Source organism: Marimonas arenosa (genome assembly GCF_030848945.1).
GTDB classification, from domain to species: Bacteria; Pseudomonadota; Alphaproteobacteria; order Rhodobacterales; family Rhodobacteraceae; genus Marimonas; species Marimonas arenosa.
Genome location: NZ_JANHAX010000001.1, coordinates 932,339 through 947,785 on the forward strand (window position 1 = coordinate 932,339; position 15,447 = coordinate 947,785).

Here is a 15,447-nt window from a genome sequence, read left to right on the forward strand (position 1 = left end):
CTCTTACACCTCCAGGGTTTTCGGACGACGGCGTTCGAACCAAATCACCACGATCACCCGCGTCACGAACAGCGCGGCAAAAACCGATGTAATGATTCCCATGCCCAGCGTGATGGCAAAGCCGCGCACCGGGCCCGAGCCCACGGCATAGAGGATCACTGCGGTGATGAAGGTCGTGATATTGGCATCGAAAATCGCGCTCAGCGCCTTTTCATAGCCGAGATCGATGGCCCGCGCCGGTCCGCGCTCCGCCTTGATCTCCTCGCGGATGCGCTCGAAGACCAGCACGTTGGCATCGACCGCCATCCCGATGGTCAGCACGATCCCCGCGATCCCCGGCAGGGTCAGCGTCGCCCCGATCAGGCTCAGCAGGCCGAAGATCAGCCCGACATTGATGATCAGTGCGATATTGGCGAAGATGCCAAACATACCATAGCTCAGGAACATGAAGATCAGCACGCCGATGAAGGCCACGATGCAGGCGATCTTGCCGGCCTCGATGCTGTCGGCGCCGAGTTCCGGCCCGATGGTGCGCTCTTCCAGGAATTCCAGCCCCGCGGGCAAGGCGCCGGCGCGCAGCAACACCGCCAGGTTGGTGCTTTCCTCCAGCGTGAACCGCCCGGTGATGATTCCCGAGCCGCCGCCGATGTGATCTCGAATCGTCGGCGCACTGATGACCTCGCCGTCGAGCACGATCGCGAACGGGTTGCCGATATTTTCCGCCGTGTAGTCGCCGAACCGCCGCGCCCCCGAAGCGTCGAAGCGGAAATTCACCGCCGGCTGGCCATTCTGGTCAAAGCTCGGCTGGGCATCGACCAGGTCCTCGCCGGTCACCACCGGCGCCTGCTCCAGCACATAGTAGATCGGCTCGCCGTCCGCGGTCTTCTCGTCACGCGACGGTAACAGTTCCTCGCCCGGGCCGGGCCGCGTGGTCTCGTCCGTGGTCCGGCCGATCACCGGCTGGAAGGTCAGCTGCGCGGTGGTGCCGATGATGGTCTTCAGCTCCGCCGCACTGCCGATCCCCGGCACCTGGATCAGGATGCGCTTGGCGCCCTGGCGCTGGATCGTCGGCTCCCGTGTGCCGACTTGGTCGATCCGGTTGCGCACGATCTCCAGCGCCTGGCGCACGGTGCGGTCGTCTGTCTGCACCTTCTCGGCCTCGCTCAACCGCACGATCACGTCCGTGCCGTCGGTGCTGACATCGATGTCGGACGCGCCCGCTGCCGCCAGGCTCGCCACCGGCCGGGCCAGTCCGCGCACCAGGCTCGCTGCTCGCTCGACCTGATCGGCCTGCGAAATGCGGATCCTGAGTTCGTCCTCGGCGCCCTTCTGCAGCCGGATCGTGCCAATCGTCGCGCGCTCCTCGCGCAGCATGTCGCGGATCTCGGGCCACATCGCCTTGATCCGGGTCTCGTAGACATCCTCGACCTTCACTTCGGCCAGAAGATGAGCCCCCCCGCGCAGGTCGAGCCCAAGGTTCACCAGCCCCGACGGCAGCCAGGTCGGCCACAGTTCCGCCTGCTCCTGCAGGCCCGGCGCGCTTGACCCGGCCTCCAGCGCCTTGACCGCGTCATTACGGGTCTCGACCCGCGTGTAAAAGGCATTCGGCAACGCGAGCAGCAGGCCGACCACAACGGTCAACCAGATCAGCACGCGTTTCCAGGTATCGATCTGAAGCATCTGACGCTGCCTTGCTGCTGGGAGTGATCAGGAATTGGCGACCGGTTCGGTCTTGTTCAGCACCTGCGAAATGGTGTGCCTGATGACCCGCACCTTGACCCCGTCGGCGATCTCGACCTCGATCTCGCCATCGTCGCGCACCTTGACCACCTTGCCGACGATACCGCCCTGGGTGATCACCTGGTCGCCCCGGCGCAGCGCCTCGACCATCTGCTGATGTTCCTTCATCTTCTTCTGCTGCGGACGGATCAACAGGAAATAGAAGATCGCGATCAGAATGAGCGGAAGCAGAAGCGAACCGGCGCCACTATCCATGAGAGTCCCTTTCGATTGCTCAGGCGCGGCACCCCCCGCGCGCGTTTGGCGGAACCTATGCCCCGCGCCCGGGCTTTGCAATCCCCGTGGGGCGGGTTTTCGGACCCCATTTCGAAACCGGGGCATACGCCCGCCATCGGGCAGGCGGGCGCATGGCGGGCGGCACGCGTCCCGGCGGGAGGTCACCTCTGCCCTTTCGATTCCAGAAATCTATCGGCAGGGTACAGGCAAGAGTTGAAACGTGCGCCTTGGATGAGCACAAGAAGCAGCAGACCGCGCTGAACTGGCTCGGCTTCTCTACATGGGCCGACATGCCCAAGCCGAAATGGCTCGGCGGCCTGCTTGGCGTTCTTCTCTCGGGTCTCGCGCTTACGCTGCCGTCGGCAACGCTCATCACCCTGTTCGACTTCCTGCGCGCCGGCCTTCGCGCGGGGCCCTATGCCGAGGGCACCGACGGCAGCGCCATCCGCATCATCGGCCTCGTCCTCGCCGCTCGCTTCTGTGTCTCCTTCGTGATCTGGCGCAGCTATGTCGCCGTGAAACAGGCCCGCATTCAGGACGAATCCCTCTTCAACGACAAGATCAACGCCGCCTCTTCCGATCTCGCCGCTCGATGGCAAGTGACCCGGACCTTCACGGACGAGAACGGCAACGAAACTGTCGTCACAGAATGGCAGGACGGTCTCGTCACCCGCGCCGCCGCCATCGACCGGCTCCAAGGGCCGGCCCATGCACGGTCTGACGAGACCCCGCGCATCGCCCGCATGCTCTCGGTCTGTGTCCGCGAGATTTCGCGGGAATTTCCGGCCCACGACCGCGCTCGCCAGAAATAGCAGCGCCTGATCGAACCCAAAGACGACAGCCCACCGATGAGCGACAGCGAGGCGCTCGATTTCCTCAACCTGCACCCCGATGCCGTTACGCTCGCGCCCTCACATCCTGAGCGCGCGGATGCAGCGGGCAGACCTCTTCCCAGCACGGATGGAGGCGGCAGGCCTCACCGGGGCCGGATTTTCCGAGGCAACCGTCTTCAACCCGGGCACCCTCCGAGGGGCCGAGCTGCGGATGGTGAAATGTGACCCAGTCCCACGGATCGCCGAGCATTTCGACGACATCTTCGGTGATGGCTCGGTCACCCTTCCAAAGGCACCGAACCGCCATCGCATCGGGAGGGGGCTGATCTCGGCTTCTCCGAGTTCCGCGAAAAATGGCGCGCCTTCCAACACGCCATCGGGTATACCCCGCCCGGCTGATCCGTCCTGCGGCAATCCCCCGTTTACCAGCCCCCGCGAAATCGGCCATAAGGCCCGCATCCGAATCCCGATTCAGAGGACCAAGACCGATGCATGACATCCGCGCCATCCGCGAAAACCCGGAAGCCTTCGACGCGGCCGTCGCCCGCCGTGGGGATGCGCCGGTCGCGTCCGATATCCTCGCCCTCGACGAGGCACGCCGCGCCAAGATCCTCGCGTCTGAGACCGCTCAGGCCGAGCAGAACAAGGCCGCCAAGGCGATCGGTGCCGCCAAGGCCGCCGGCAACGACGCCGAATTCAACCGCCTGCGCGAAGAAGTCGCCGCGAAGAAATCGGAAGTGGCGCAGATGCAGGCCGAGGCGAAAGAGCTCGACCAGCAACTGACCGACATGCTCGCCGGCATCCCCAACCTCGCCTACGACGACGTGCCGCAGGGCGACGACGAAAACGACAACCTCGAACTGCACCGCTGGGGCACGCCGCGCGCGTTCGACTTCGCCCCGAAGGAGCATTTCGAGCTCGACGGCGTCAAACCGGGCATGGATTTCGAAACCGCCGCCAAGCTCTCGGGCTCGCGCTTCGTGGTGCTCTCCGGCGCCATCGCCCGCATCCACCGGGCGCTGGCGCAGTTCATGCTCGACACCCATACCGAAGAGAACGGGTTGCAGGAAACCTGGACCCCGGTTCTGGTGCGCGAAGAAATGATGTATGGCACCGGCCAGTTGCCCAAGTTCGGCGAAGACAGCTATCAAACCCGTGAAGGCTGGTGGCTGGTGCCCACGGCCGAGGTGCCGCTCACCAACATCGTCAACAACGAAACCGTGGACGAGGCCACCCTGCCCCGCCGCTACGTCGCCCATACCCAGTGCTTCCGCTCCGAGGCCGGCAGCGCCGGCCGCGACACCTCGGGCATGCTGCGCCAGCACCAGTTCGAGAAGGTCGAGATGGTCTCGATCACCCGTCCCGGGGAAAGCCGCGACGAACTCGACCGCATGACCAAATGCGCCGAGGGTATTCTCGAGCGGCTCAACCTGCCCTACCGCACCATCGTGCTCTGCACCGGCGACATGGGCTTCGGCGCGCGGCGCACCCACGATATCGAGGTCTGGCTGCCCGGCCAGAACACCTATCGCGAAATCAGCTCGGTTTCGGCCTGCGGTGATTTCCAGGCCCGCCGGATGAACGCCCGTTTCAAGCCGTCCGACGGCGGCAAACCACAATTCGTCCACACCCTGAATGGCTCCGGCCTCGCCGTCGGTCGCTGCCTGATCGCGGTGCTCGAGAATGGCCAGCAAGCCGACGGCTCGGTTGACCTGCCCGAGGCGCTGCACCCCTATCTACGCGGCAAAACCCGTCTCGCCGCCGACGGCACGCTGGTCTGAAAAAGAAAGGCCCCGGAACATGCGCTCCGGGGCCCGCGACTGAGAAACCGTTCGCAACGACGCGCGGCTTACTCGGCGATGATTTCCGCCGCGATCGCGTCGGCGTATTCGACCGAGTCGACCTCGCCGTCGGAATTGGCGTCGATTTCAGCGAAGTCATCGGCCGTCAGTTCGGGGAACGCAGCAACCATTTCGTCCATCGAATAGGTGCCGTTGCCGTTCGCATCTTCCGGAAGCGCCACGGCCTGAGATGCTGCCAGCACCAACGCGCCGATCAGCAAACCATTGATTTTCATGTGATTTTCACTCCAAGGGCGGCATCACGCCGCCGAGCAAAGGCTTTCTTGCCTTCATCCGCCATATCGTCCCGATCCCCGAGTCGTGCAAGCGGAAACTGATCGCCGCGATCGACCGTAAGCGCTTTTTAGCCGAGTCCGATCCGCGGCCCCCGGACATGCCGAACCAATGCGCGTCGCGCCGTCACGCGGCCGGCGCGTTCACCATCTCCGACCGGGCCCGCGCCGCCGCGAAGGTCACCATTTTCTGGGCCTTCTCGTCATAGAGCTTCCAGCCATAGCAGCTCATCGCCTCGCGGAACCCGATCTCGTAGGAGTGCAACAGGTCGCCCGCCTCCTCGAAGCAGCGCTTGAGGTTGTAGCACGGGATATTGGCGTTCAGGTGGTGCAGGTCATGATAGGCGATGTTCAGCGTCAGCCGGTCGAACCAGTCGCCGAAGCGCAGCACCGACGACCCTCGAAGCGCGCCCTTCTCATAGGTGTAATCGGGCTTGCGGCCCCAGTAGACCTGTTCGAAATTGTGCACCACGTAGGGGATGATCGCCCCGAAGGTCGACCCGACATAGATCGAGCCCAGCAGCACCAGAATCCCGGCCCAGCCCGCGAACCACCACAGCAGCGCGAAATAACCCGCGACCATCGCATCGTGCAGGAGGACCCAGCCGACGCCGGTCTTGATCCCGTTGCGCGGAAACCGCCGCAGGATCAGGTAGAGCACGAAGGGCCCGACCAGCAGAAGCGTGAACCGGCTGCGATAGAACCGGTACCAAAGCCGCTTGAGCAGCGGTGCGTTCCGGTACTCCTCGATGGTCATGATGTCGATCTCGAAGGCCTCGCGGTGATCGAGATCGCCGACATGGGCGTGGTGCAGGTTGTGGTTGTAACGCGTCGCCACATAGGGGCTCAGCGAGATCGGCGAAATCAGCTCGCCGACCACGTCGTTCAACCGGCGCGACCCGAAATAGGCCCGGTGCATGCAGTCATGCTGGATCATGTAGACCCGCACCCCCATCAGCCCGGCCAGCACGGTGAAGGGCACGACGACCCACCAGATTTCCGCCCAGGCGATCGCCACCGACAGGAAAAGCGCATAAAGCCCCAAGGTCAGCCCCAGTTCCATCCACGCCACGCGCTCGTTTTTCTGGGTGTAGCCCCTCGAAAACTGTCTGATATTCATCCCCAAATTGTCCCCCACGTGGCCTCGGCCGGAACAGGCCGGGTCGCTTATTCGTCCTTGCCGCGAAGGTTAACGCGAGAGAGCCGCGAAAAAAAGGATGAAAACCGTGCCTTTGGCCGGCAAAGCTTCAGCCGCGCCGTCCCTGCATATGTTTGCGCAGTTTCGACGGCTGCGCCTTTTTCTTCGCCTTGTACGGGTTTTTGTCCGACTGCGACCGCATGGTCAGCCGGATCGGCGTGCCCGGCATGTCGAAATCCTCGCGCAAGCCGTTGACAAGATAGCGGGAATAGCTGTCGGGAAGTTTCTCGGGGTGGCTGCACATGACAACGAAGCCCGGCGGCCGCGTCTTCACCTGGGTCATGTAGCGCAGTTTGATCCGCTTGCCCTGCGGCGCCGGCGGCGGATGCTGTTCCAGCATACCGGTCAGCCAGCGGTTGAGCTGCGCCGTCGACACCCGCCGGTTCCACACCTCATAGGCCCGCAGCACCGCATCGCGCAACCGGTCGAGCCCCCGCCCGGTCTTGGCCGACACCGTCACCAGCGGCGCGCCCTTGAGTTGCGGCAACAGCCGCTCGAACGCCTCCTTGAGGTCGCGCAGCTTCTGCTGCTTTTCCGGTTCGACGTCCCATTTGTTGATCGCCACAACGACGGCGCGGCCCTCGCGCTCAGCCAGATCGGCAATGCGCAGATCCTGCTGTTCGAACGGGATCGCCGCATCCAGCAGCACGATCACCACCTCGGCGAATTTCACCGCCCTCAGCCCGTCGGACACGCTCAGCTTCTCCAGCTTGTCCTGCACCTTGGCCTTCTTGCGCATGCCGGCGGTATCGAAGATCCGCACCGGCAGCCCGTCCCAGTCCAGCGTCAGCGAAATCGCATCCCGGGTGATCCCGGCCTCAGGGCCTGTCAACAGTCGATCTTCACCCAGTATCTTGTTGATCAGCGTCGATTTTCCGGCGTTGGGCCGGCCCACGACGGCAATCTGCATCGGCCTCGCCTTGGTCGGCATCGGCACCGTGTCCTCGCCGTCGGACTCTTCCGACACATCCACCTCGGTCTCGGGCGCCTGTGCCTCGGCGCGCTTGGCAAACTCATCGGCCAGCGGCATCAGCGCCGCGTAAAGCTCGTTCAGACCCTCGCCGTGTTCCGCCGACAGCCGGATCGGTTCTCCCAGTCCAAGCCCGTAGGCCTCGAACACGCCGGCATCGGCGGCCGCACCTTCGGCCTTGTTCGCCGCCAGGATCACATGCGCCGAGCGCTTGCGCAGGATATTGGCAAACACCTCGTCAGACGGCGTGACCCCGGCGCGGGCGTCGATCATGAACAGGCAGACGTCGGCCATGTCCACCGCCCGCTCGGTCAGGCGCCGCATCCGACCCTGCAGCGAATCGTCGGTGGCTTCTTCCAGCCCGGCGGTATCGATGACGGTAAACCGCAGATCCCCCAGCCGCGCCTCGCCCTCGCGCAGGTCGCGCGTCACCCCCGGCTGGTCATCGACCAGTGCCAGGCGTTTGCCAACCAGACGGTTGAACAGGGTGGACTTGCCCACGTTGGGGCGCCCCACGATGGCGAGGGTGAAGCTCATGTTTCATGCTCCAGAGGCGACAAGGCCGCCCCGATACACCAACTAGCGGAAGGCGTAAAGCTCGCCCTTCGACGTGACGACATACATCACCCCGCCGGCAAAGACCGGGTTCGACATGGCGCCGCCGGGAATTTCGCCGCTGCCCACCAGCGCGCCCGACGCCGGGTCGAACTGCCGGATCAGCCCATCGTTCGACGCAACCACCAGTCGGCCGCCGGCCAGCACCGGGCCGTAATGGGCGAAGATCTCCTTCTGCCGCCGCGGCCGCTCCTTGACGAAGAAAGGCAGCGGCGTGCCCCAGATGCGGCTCCCATCCTCGGCATCGAGCCGCACCAGTTCGTTGCGGTCGGTGACCAGGAAGAGCGACCCGTCCGCTGCCCAGACCGGCCCCATGGCGCCTTCGTTGGCGGTCCACAGACGTTCGCCGGTCGACACCTTCATCGCCACCAGACGACCGGAATGCGACCCGACATAGACATTCGGTCCCACGATCACCGGATCGCCGGTGATGTCGGTGATCCGTGTCCGCGCCAGGGCGAACCGCTGGCCGGAAATCACCGCATCCCAGACGCGCAGCCCGCCGCCGCGGAACGCCGCCTGCACCTCGCCCGAGCCGAAGCCGAAGACCGCCACCTGGTCATTCACCGCGGGCGCCGGCGCGCCCAGGACGTTGTTGAGGCTCGGCGTGGCATCGAGTTGCCATTCGATCCGGCCGGTCTCGGCATTCACCGCCCAGGCGGTGTTATCGCCGGCGGTCACGAAGACCACGCCGTTCTTCACCGTCGGCGCACCGGTGGCGGTTTCCCCCAGCCGCTGCTGCCATTTCTGTGCCCCGCTGGCCGCATCGAGCGCGGTCAGCGTGCCGAAGCCCGAGGCCACGAACAGCGTGCTCTTGGCATGGGCCAGGCCGCCGCCCCGGGCATCGCCGGCGCGGTCGCGCGCCGGCACCAGGTCGACGCTCCAGACCGGCGTGCCGTTGGTTGCGGTCGCGGCCACCCGCGCTTCCGAGTCGAGCGTATAGATCCGGCCGCCGGCGACCACCGGATCGGCGGTGATGCGGCTGCGCTTTCCTGCGCCCGCGCCGATCTTCGCGCTCCACAGCGGCTGCAGTGCGCCCGCGAAGGCGGGATGTTCCGTGCGGGTCTCCGGCGTGCCGTGGCGCTGCGGCCACTCGGCATTGGCCGTGGTCTTGCCGGGATTAAGCGGCAGGCTGCGGTTTTCCGGGATCGCGTCCGGCGCCACGCTGGCGGCATCGTCCTCGAGCACGGCACGCAGATCCTGCCGCTTCCCGGGCAGGATCTCTTCCTTGTCACCGCAGGCCGACAACAACAGCGCGACGCCAAGCCCGACCGCCCAGCTGCTGCGCTTCCATCCGTCTGCCGCAATTCGTGCCCGTGTCATGGCCTCACCCTTTTCCAACCGGCGTTCGCCGCCGTTATTCCGCCGCCGTCGCGCCGGTCTCCCCCTCGGCGCCCGGTATCGCTTCGGGCGTTTCGCCCAGAGCCACCATCAACTGTGTCGCGCGCTGACGCAAGCCCGCCGTGACCGCAGCATCGCTGGCAATCGCCTGCAGTCGCCCGGCCGCCGACGCGGTGTCGCCGGTTTCGATGTCGATCAGGGCCAACTGCTCCTCGGCCAGAAGCCGCAGCTGCGACCCGGGCCCGACCAGAGCCTCATAGCCGGCCCGCCGCTCGTCGAACGAGAGCGTATCCCCGAGAATGGCAAGCCGCTTGTAGCTCGCGACCTGGCGATAGATCAGCGGCAGATCGGCATTGCCGGCAACCGATTCGAACGTCGCGGCCGCCTGCTCCGTCTGCCCCGCCTCGACCTGTTCGCCGGCCGCCAGCAACGCGGCCAACGCCCGGGCACCCTGGCTCTCGGGCGACAGCGCCGCCAACGCCGCAGCCCGTTCGCCGGCGTCGTCGCTGCGCAACGCGGCGATCATCGCGTCGCCGGTGGCCTCCGCCTCGGCCCGCGCCTGCGCCTTGCGCCATTCGTTGATGGCCGCCCCGCCGACCAGCAGCAGGATGGCCAGGACCGCAATCCAGCCATATCTTTTCATCAGCGCGAACAGCCTGTCGCGCCGAACTTCCTCGGTCACCTCTTCGATGAAACTGTCGGTCTCGCTCACCCGTGCGCCCCTTTCGGTCACTTTCGCCCCTCTTACCGCAGCGCTCCGGTCCTGCCAAGGTCTGCCGCGCCACGCCACGACCCGGGCTTGTGGCGAGCCGGGCACAGTAGGTCCGGCCCGTTTTGCGCCCCTTGCGTTCGGCCCGGTGCAAACATAATTTGAACTGGTGAGTTCAGTTTGACCGGCGACCTGCCGGCCCCAACCCAGAAAGCCCGACCGGAAGGCACAGAAAAACCAGCGTAGACCCAGTATTCGGCCGCCTTCGCCGCGACATGACGGTTCGTCCTGTCTTGCACCCAGCGCCGGAATGTTTAACTCGAACGTCGACATCGCCGCGACGATGTTCGGGACGCGCGAAAAGGACTTTGCATGAGACTCTTGCCGCTTCTCACCGCCCTGTTGGTTTCGGTGTTTCTGTATTTTCTGGTGATCGACCGCGACACGCTGCTGTCACTGGCCCGGGGCGAAGCACCCGAGTCCTCCGACGAGGCCATGGCGCCGCCCCCCGGTCAACCCGATGAAATCGCCGCCAAAGAGACCGCCCAGCGCGCCATCGGTGTCGTCGCCCTGCACTCTCGGGCCCAGGTGATCGACAGCGCCGTCATCCTGCGCGGCCAGACCGAGGCGGCCCGCCAGGTTCAGGTCCGCTCCGAGACCTCCGGCCTGGTGATCTCCGAACCGCTCCGCAAGGGGGCCTTCGTCGAACGGGGCCAGGTGCTCTGCCGGCTCGACCCGGGCACCCGCGAGGCATCGCTGACCGAGGCCAGGGCGCGGCTTGCCGAGGCCCGGGCCCGGGTGCCCGAGGCCGAGGCGCAACTGCCCCGCGCCGAGGCGCAACTTGAAAACGCCGGCGCCCAGCTCGACACCGCCCGCGCCCAGCTGGTCGAAGCGAAAATCAACTACAACGCCGCGGTCAAGCTGGCCGAAGGCGGCTACGCCTCTGAAACCCGCGTGGCTGCCGCCGAGGCGGCGATGCGCGCGGCCGAGGCCGGGGTCACCTCTGCCCGGGCCGGCGTCAAGACCGCCGAGGCCGGCGTGAAATCGGCGCAATCGGGCGTCCTCAACGTTCGCGCCGGCATCCAGTCGGCCGAAGCCGCGGTCGCAGCTGCCGAGAAGGAAATCTCGCGGCTCGAGATCACCGCCCCGTTCGAAGGTCTGCTGGAAAGCGATGCCGCCGAGCTCGGCGCGCTGATGCAGCCCGGGGCGGTCTGCGCCACGGTGATTCAGCTCGACCCGATCAAGCTCGTGGGTTTCGTCCCGGAAACCGAGGTCGACCGCATCGCCGTCGGCTCTCTTGGCGGGGCGCGGCTGAGTTCCGGAGACGAGCTGGTGGGCCGCGTGACCTTCCTGTCGCGTTCGGCCGACCCGCTGACCCGGACATTCCGCGTCGAAATCCAGGTACCCAACCCGGCGCTGGCCATCCGCGACGGTCAGACGGTCGAAATCGCCATCGCCTCGGACGGGGCCGCGGCGCACCTGGTGCCGCAAAGCGCCCTGACGCTCAACGATGACGGGCTGCTCGGCGTGCGCATCGTCGACGAGGCGAAGCACGCCCAATTCGTTCCCGTCACCCTGGTGCGCGACACCGCCGAAGGCGTCTGGGTCACCGGCCTGCCGGACGTGGCCGACGTGATCGTCATCGGCCAGGAATACGTTGTCGACGGCGTGCCGGTGCGGCCCTCCTTCAAGGAACCCGGCACATGACCGGCATCGTCGACTGGGCCGCTGCGCGGGCGCGGATGATCCTCGCCTTTATCGCGCTGTCGCTGCTGGTCGGCGGCTTCGCCTATGCCAACCTGCCGAAAGAGGGCGAACCGGACATCCAGATCCCCGGCCTCTTCGTCTCGGTGCCCTTCCCGGGCATTTCCGCAGCTGACAGCGAAACCCTGCTGGTCAAGGTGATGGAAACCGAACTGGCCGATCTCGACGGGCTGAAAAGCATGTCGGCAACGGCGGCGGAAAACTATGCCGGCATCTTCCTCGAGTTCGAGTTCGGCTGGAACAAGACCTCGACCATGGCCGACGTGCGCGAGGCGATGAACACCGCCGAAGGCAAGTTCCCCGAGGGCTTCGAGAAATATTCGATCAACGAAATCAATTTCTCGGAGTTCCCGGTGCTGGTGGTCAATCTCACCGGCGCCGTGCCCGAACGCACGATGAACCGCATCGCCAACGACCTGCAGGACCGGCTGGAATCGCTCGACGCGGTGCTCGAAGCCGGCATCGTCGGCAACCGTGACGAGATGCTCGAAGTGGTGATCGACCCGCTGAAGCTGGAAAGCTACAACGTCACCGCCGGCGAGTTGATCAACGTGGTGCGCAACAACAACCAGCTGATCCCGGCGGGCGAGGTCGAATCCGCCACCGGCACCTTCTCGGTCAAGATCCCATCGAGCTTCGACGAACCGCAGGATGTCTATTCCCTGCCGGTCAAGACCAATGGCGACCGGGTGATCACCCTGGGCGATCTCGCCGATATCCGGCTGACCTTCGAAGACCGCACGTCGACCGCCCGGTTCAACGGCGAAACCACGGTCGCCCTGCAGGTGGTCAAGCGCAAGGGCTTCAACCTGCTCGACATGGCCGAAGAAGTCCGCCAGGTGGTGGCCAAGGCCGATGCCGCCTGGCCGGAGGAACTGCGCGCCGCAGTCGAACTTGGCACCTCGAACGATCAATCAAATGTCGTCGGCTCGATGATCGACCAACTCGAAGGCTCGGTGCTCACCGCCATCGCTCTGGTGATGATCGTCGTTCTCGCCGCGCTCGGAATCCGCCCGGCGCTGCTGGTGGGCTTCGCCATTCCGACCTCGTTCCTGCTTTGCTTCGCCCTGCTGGCGCTGATGGGCGTGACGGTATCGAACATCGTCATGTTCGGCCTCATCCTCGCCGTCGGCATGCTGGTCGACGGCGCCATCGTGGTGGTGGAATATGCCGACAAGCGCATCGCCGCCGGTGTCGGCCCGATGCACGCCTATGTCGAGGCCGCCAAGCGCATGTTCTGGCCGGTGGTCAGCTCCACTGCCACCACGCTCTGCGCCTTCCTGCCGATGCTGTTCTGGCCCGGCGTGCCGGGGCAGTTCATGGGCATGCTGCCGGTCACACTGATCTTCGTGCTCTCGGCCTCGCTGGTGGTGGCGCTGATCTACCTGCCGGTGATGGGCGGCGTGACCGGCCGCATGACGCGCAGCTTCAACCGCACCTCCGACTGGCTGCGGCGCCATGCGCACTGGAGCCTGCGGCTGCTGATGGTGCCGCCGGCGCTCTATCTGGTCTACCTTGGCGCGCGGCAGACGCTGGCCCCCGGCCATCTCTTCGGCGGCACGCCCCCCGGCGAAGGCCTCACGGCGTATCTGCCCGGGATCGCGATCTTCCTGCTGGGCGCAGTGCTCAGTTCCATCACCGTGAACGCTGCCAAGTTCCAGCGCCGCAAACCGCCGAGCGATCGGCGCAAGCGCACCCCGTTCGGCTGGATCATCAAGGCCATCGCCGGAAACCCGATCATGCCGCTGGTGACCATCGCCGCCGTGGTGTTCACCGTCGTGCAGGTGTTTTCCTACTACAGCACCCACAGCAAAGGCGTCGAATTCTTCGTCGATTCCGAGCCGGAACAGGCCATCGTCTATGTCCGGGCCCGCGGCAACCTGTCGATCGAACAGAAGGACGCGCTGGTGCGCGAGGCCGAGCAGGTGGTTCTGGCCCACCCCGGCGTCAAGAATGCCTTTGCCTTCTCCGGCGACAGCGGGCTCAACAACAACACCGGCGGCGCTCAGCCGCCGAAAGACACCATCGGCCAGGTCCAGCTCGAAACCATCGCCTGGAAGGATCGCCCCGACGCCAAGGAACCCTGGTTCACCATCCCGGTCCTCGACTACACGGTGATGCGCAACATCAAGGCCGCGGATTTCGACGGCGACTACATCATCGACGAACTGACCGCGGCACTCGAACAGATCCCCGGCATCAAGGTCGAAATCCTCGCCCAGGCGCGCGGCCCGTCCTCGGCCAAACCGGTGCACCTGCGGCTCAAGGCCGACGACTGGGACTCGCTGACCGCCGCCACCGCCACCGCCCGTGCCCATTTCGAGGAAACCCCGGGCCTGCAACTGGTCGAGGACACGCTGCCGCTGCCCGGCATCGACTGGCAGATCGACGTCGACGTCGAACAGGCCGGCCGTTACGGTGCCGACGTCGCCACGGTGGGTGGCATGGTGCAGCTTGTCACCCGCGGCATCCTGCTCGACACCATGCGGGTCGACACATCCGACGAAGAGATCGAAATCCGTGTGCGCCTCCCCGAGGAAGACCGGGTGCTCTCGACCCTCGACAGTCTGAAACTGCGCACCCAGGAAGGCCTGGTGCCGCTCAGCAACTTCGTGACCCGCCAGCCTGTTCCCAAGCTGGCCGAGATCAACCGGAACGACCAGATGCGCTATTTCGACGTCAAGGCGGGTGTCGCGACCGGCCTCACGGTGCTGAACAACACCACCACCGGCGCGCGCGAGGTGCTGCGCACATCGGTTTGGGAAGACGACGCCGGGCTGCGCGCCGACTATGACGAAAAAGGTTTCACCGCCCAACCGCTCACCGCCAACGAACGGATCGAGACCCTGACCCAATGGCTCGAGACCTCTCCCCTGCCTCCGGGCGTGGACTGGGAATGGACCGGCGATCAGGATGACCAGCAGGAATCCCAAGCCTTCCTGCAATCGGCCTTCGCCGGCGCCCTCGGACTGATGTTCATCATCCTGCTGGCCCAGTTCAACAGCTTCTACAACTCGGTGCTGGTGCTCTTGGCCGTTGTGCTGTCGACCACCGGCGTGCTGATCGGCATGGTGGTGATGGACCAGACCTTCTCGATCATCATGACCGGAACCGGCATCGTCGCGCTTGCCGGGATCGTGGTGAACAACAACATCGTGCTGATCGACACCTATCAGGAGTATTCCGGCTACATGCCACGGATCGAGGCGATCATCCGCACCGCCGAAGACCGCATCCGTCCGGTCCTGCTGACCACCATCACCACCATGGCTGGCCTCGCGCCGATGATGTTCGGCCTTAGCCTCGATTTCTTCGTCGGTGGGTATTCCATCGACAGCCCGACCGCATTGTGGTGGAAACAGCTTGCGACCGCGGTGGTCTTCGGCCTTGGCATCGCCACCGTGCTGACGCTGGTCTTCACCCCGTCGATGCTGGCCCTGCGGGTGTGGTTCACCACCTATGTCGGCTGGACCGCACGAGCGCTCAAGGCGCTCAGCCTCGGTCGCGCCAGTCGCGCGGCCCAGGACTGGGCCCTGCGCGGCGCCGCCCGCCGCCTGCGCAGCCCGGAGATCGTCTGGCCCGAAAACTGGGGCAGCACGGCGCATGATTTCCACTTCGCGCCGGCAACCGAACCGATCGAGGATGAAGAGGACGACCAGCCCGGGTTCGAGGACGTCCAGGGCGTGCTGGCCCGGGCCGGCAAGATCACCTCGGCAACCGAGGCCGAACCGACTGCCGGAACGCACGCGCCGGAACCGGCGGAACCGGCTGCAAAAAAGAGCGGCGACGCCACAGAGACGCTGCCGGACGAGGACGGCTCGGCCCCCGGCAAGGACAACGACGACACCATCCGCGCCGCCGAGTGAA

At 65.7% G+C, this 15,447-nt stretch carries 11 protein-coding genes; 4 read left to right on the plus strand and 7 right to left on the minus strand.

The genetic code is table 11. The features are described 5' to 3' along the window. Nucleotides 1–3: 3 nt before the first annotated feature. Together secD and yajC are read right to left on the minus strand one after the other, a co-directional pair. Nucleotides 4–1,680, minus strand: coding sequence for a protein translocase subunit SecD (gene secD, locus NO357_RS04600; protein WP_306734429.1), 1,677 nt, complete (start codon nucleotides 1,678–1,680; stop codon nucleotides 4–6). 27 nt (nucleotides 1,681–1,707) lie between these two features. Then, nucleotides 1,708–1,995 carry a preprotein translocase subunit YajC gene (gene yajC, locus NO357_RS04605; RefSeq protein ID WP_306734430.1) on the minus strand — a complete coding sequence of 96 codons (288 nt, stop codon included), beginning with the start codon at nucleotides 1,993–1,995 and terminating at the stop codon, nucleotides 1,708–1,710. 152 nt (nucleotides 1,996–2,147) lie between these two features. Here yajC and NO357_RS04610 point away from each other — a divergent pair, with 152 nt between their 5' ends. Further along, nucleotides 2,148–2,828: a hypothetical protein gene (locus NO357_RS04610; RefSeq protein WP_306734431.1), complete on the plus strand. Its 681-nt coding sequence runs from the start codon at nucleotides 2,148–2,150 to the stop codon at nucleotides 2,826–2,828. 509 nt (nucleotides 2,829–3,337) lie between these two features. Then, nucleotides 3,338–4,630 (plus strand): serine--tRNA ligase, encoded by a 1,293-nt coding sequence (serS, locus tag NO357_RS04615; RefSeq protein WP_306734432.1) that lies wholly within the window; start codon nucleotides 3,338–3,340, stop codon nucleotides 4,628–4,630. A 68-nt stretch (nucleotides 4,631–4,698) separates the two neighbouring features. Here serS and NO357_RS04620 read toward each other — a convergent pair whose 3' ends face one another. From NO357_RS04620 to NO357_RS04640, 5 genes are all read right to left on the minus strand, one after another. Beyond that, the gene (locus NO357_RS04620) at nucleotides 4,699–4,926 is read right to left on the minus strand and encodes an EF-hand domain-containing protein (RefSeq protein ID WP_306734433.1); all 228 of its coding nucleotides are present in this window, start codon (nucleotides 4,924–4,926) and stop codon (nucleotides 4,699–4,701) included. 184 nt (nucleotides 4,927–5,110) lie between these two features. Beyond that, entirely contained in the window at nucleotides 5,111–6,103 is a 993-nt protein-coding gene (locus NO357_RS04625) for a fatty acid desaturase (RefSeq protein ID WP_306734434.1), read from the minus strand. A gap of 127 nt (nucleotides 6,104–6,230) precedes the next feature. Continuing rightward, the gene (gene der, locus NO357_RS04630; protein ID WP_306734435.1) at nucleotides 6,231–7,688 is read right to left on the minus strand and encodes a ribosome biogenesis GTPase Der; all 1,458 of its coding nucleotides are present in this window, start codon (nucleotides 7,686–7,688) and stop codon (nucleotides 6,231–6,233) included. A gap of 42 nt (nucleotides 7,689–7,730) precedes the next feature. After that, nucleotides 7,731–9,089: an outer membrane protein assembly factor BamB family protein gene (locus tag NO357_RS04635; protein WP_306734436.1), complete on the minus strand. Its 1,359-nt coding sequence runs from the start codon at nucleotides 9,087–9,089 to the stop codon at nucleotides 7,731–7,733. Nucleotides 9,090–9,123: 34 nt separating this feature from the next. Continuing rightward, nucleotides 9,124–9,819, minus strand: coding sequence for a tetratricopeptide repeat protein (locus tag NO357_RS04640; RefSeq protein ID WP_306734437.1), 696 nt, complete (start codon nucleotides 9,817–9,819; stop codon nucleotides 9,124–9,126). 369 nt (nucleotides 9,820–10,188) lie between these two features. Between NO357_RS04640 and NO357_RS04645 the strand changes: the two genes are divergently transcribed. Both NO357_RS04645 and NO357_RS04650 read left to right on the plus strand, forming a co-directional pair. Then, complete coding sequence (locus NO357_RS04645) at nucleotides 10,189–11,523, plus strand: efflux RND transporter periplasmic adaptor subunit (protein WP_306734438.1); 1,335 nt, start codon at nucleotides 10,189–10,191, stop codon at nucleotides 11,521–11,523. After that, nucleotides 11,520–15,446 carry an efflux RND transporter permease subunit gene (locus tag NO357_RS04650; RefSeq protein WP_306734439.1) on the plus strand — a complete coding sequence of 1,309 codons (3,927 nt, stop codon included), beginning with the start codon at nucleotides 11,520–11,522 and terminating at the stop codon, nucleotides 15,444–15,446. Before NO357_RS04645 ends, NO357_RS04650 begins: the two co-directional genes overlap by 4 nt. Nucleotide 15,447: the final 1 nt, after the last annotated feature.

Coding starts and splice junctions, on each gene's coding strand:
- NO357_RS04645 (WP_306734438.1), top strand. CDS start 10,189: ATGAGACTCTTGCCGCTTCTCACCGCCCTGTTGGTTTCGGTGTTTCTG.
- NO357_RS04610 (WP_306734431.1), top strand. CDS start 2,148: ATGGCGGGCGGCACGCGTCCCGGCGGGAGGTCACCTCTGCCCTTTCGA.
- NO357_RS04635 (WP_306734436.1), bottom strand. CDS start 9,089: ATGACACGGGCACGAATTGCGGCAGACGGATGGAAGCGCAGCAGCTGG.
- NO357_RS04650 (WP_306734439.1), top strand. CDS start 11,520: ATGACCGGCATCGTCGACTGGGCCGCTGCGCGGGCGCGGATGATCCTC.
- serS (WP_306734432.1), top strand. CDS start 3,338: ATGCATGACATCCGCGCCATCCGCGAAAACCCGGAAGCCTTCGACGCG.
- secD (WP_306734429.1), bottom strand. CDS start 1,680: ATGCTTCAGATCGATACCTGGAAACGCGTGCTGATCTGGTTGACCGTT.
- der (WP_306734435.1), bottom strand. CDS start 7,688: ATGAGCTTCACCCTCGCCATCGTGGGGCGCCCCAACGTGGGCAAGTCC.
- NO357_RS04620 (WP_306734433.1), bottom strand. CDS start 4,926: ATGAAAATCAATGGTTTGCTGATCGGCGCGTTGGTGCTGGCAGCATCT.
- yajC (WP_306734430.1), bottom strand. CDS start 1,995: ATGGATAGTGGCGCCGGTTCGCTTCTGCTTCCGCTCATTCTGATCGCG.
- NO357_RS04625 (WP_306734434.1), bottom strand. CDS start 6,103: ATGAATATCAGACAGTTTTCGAGGGGCTACACCCAGAAAAACGAGCGC.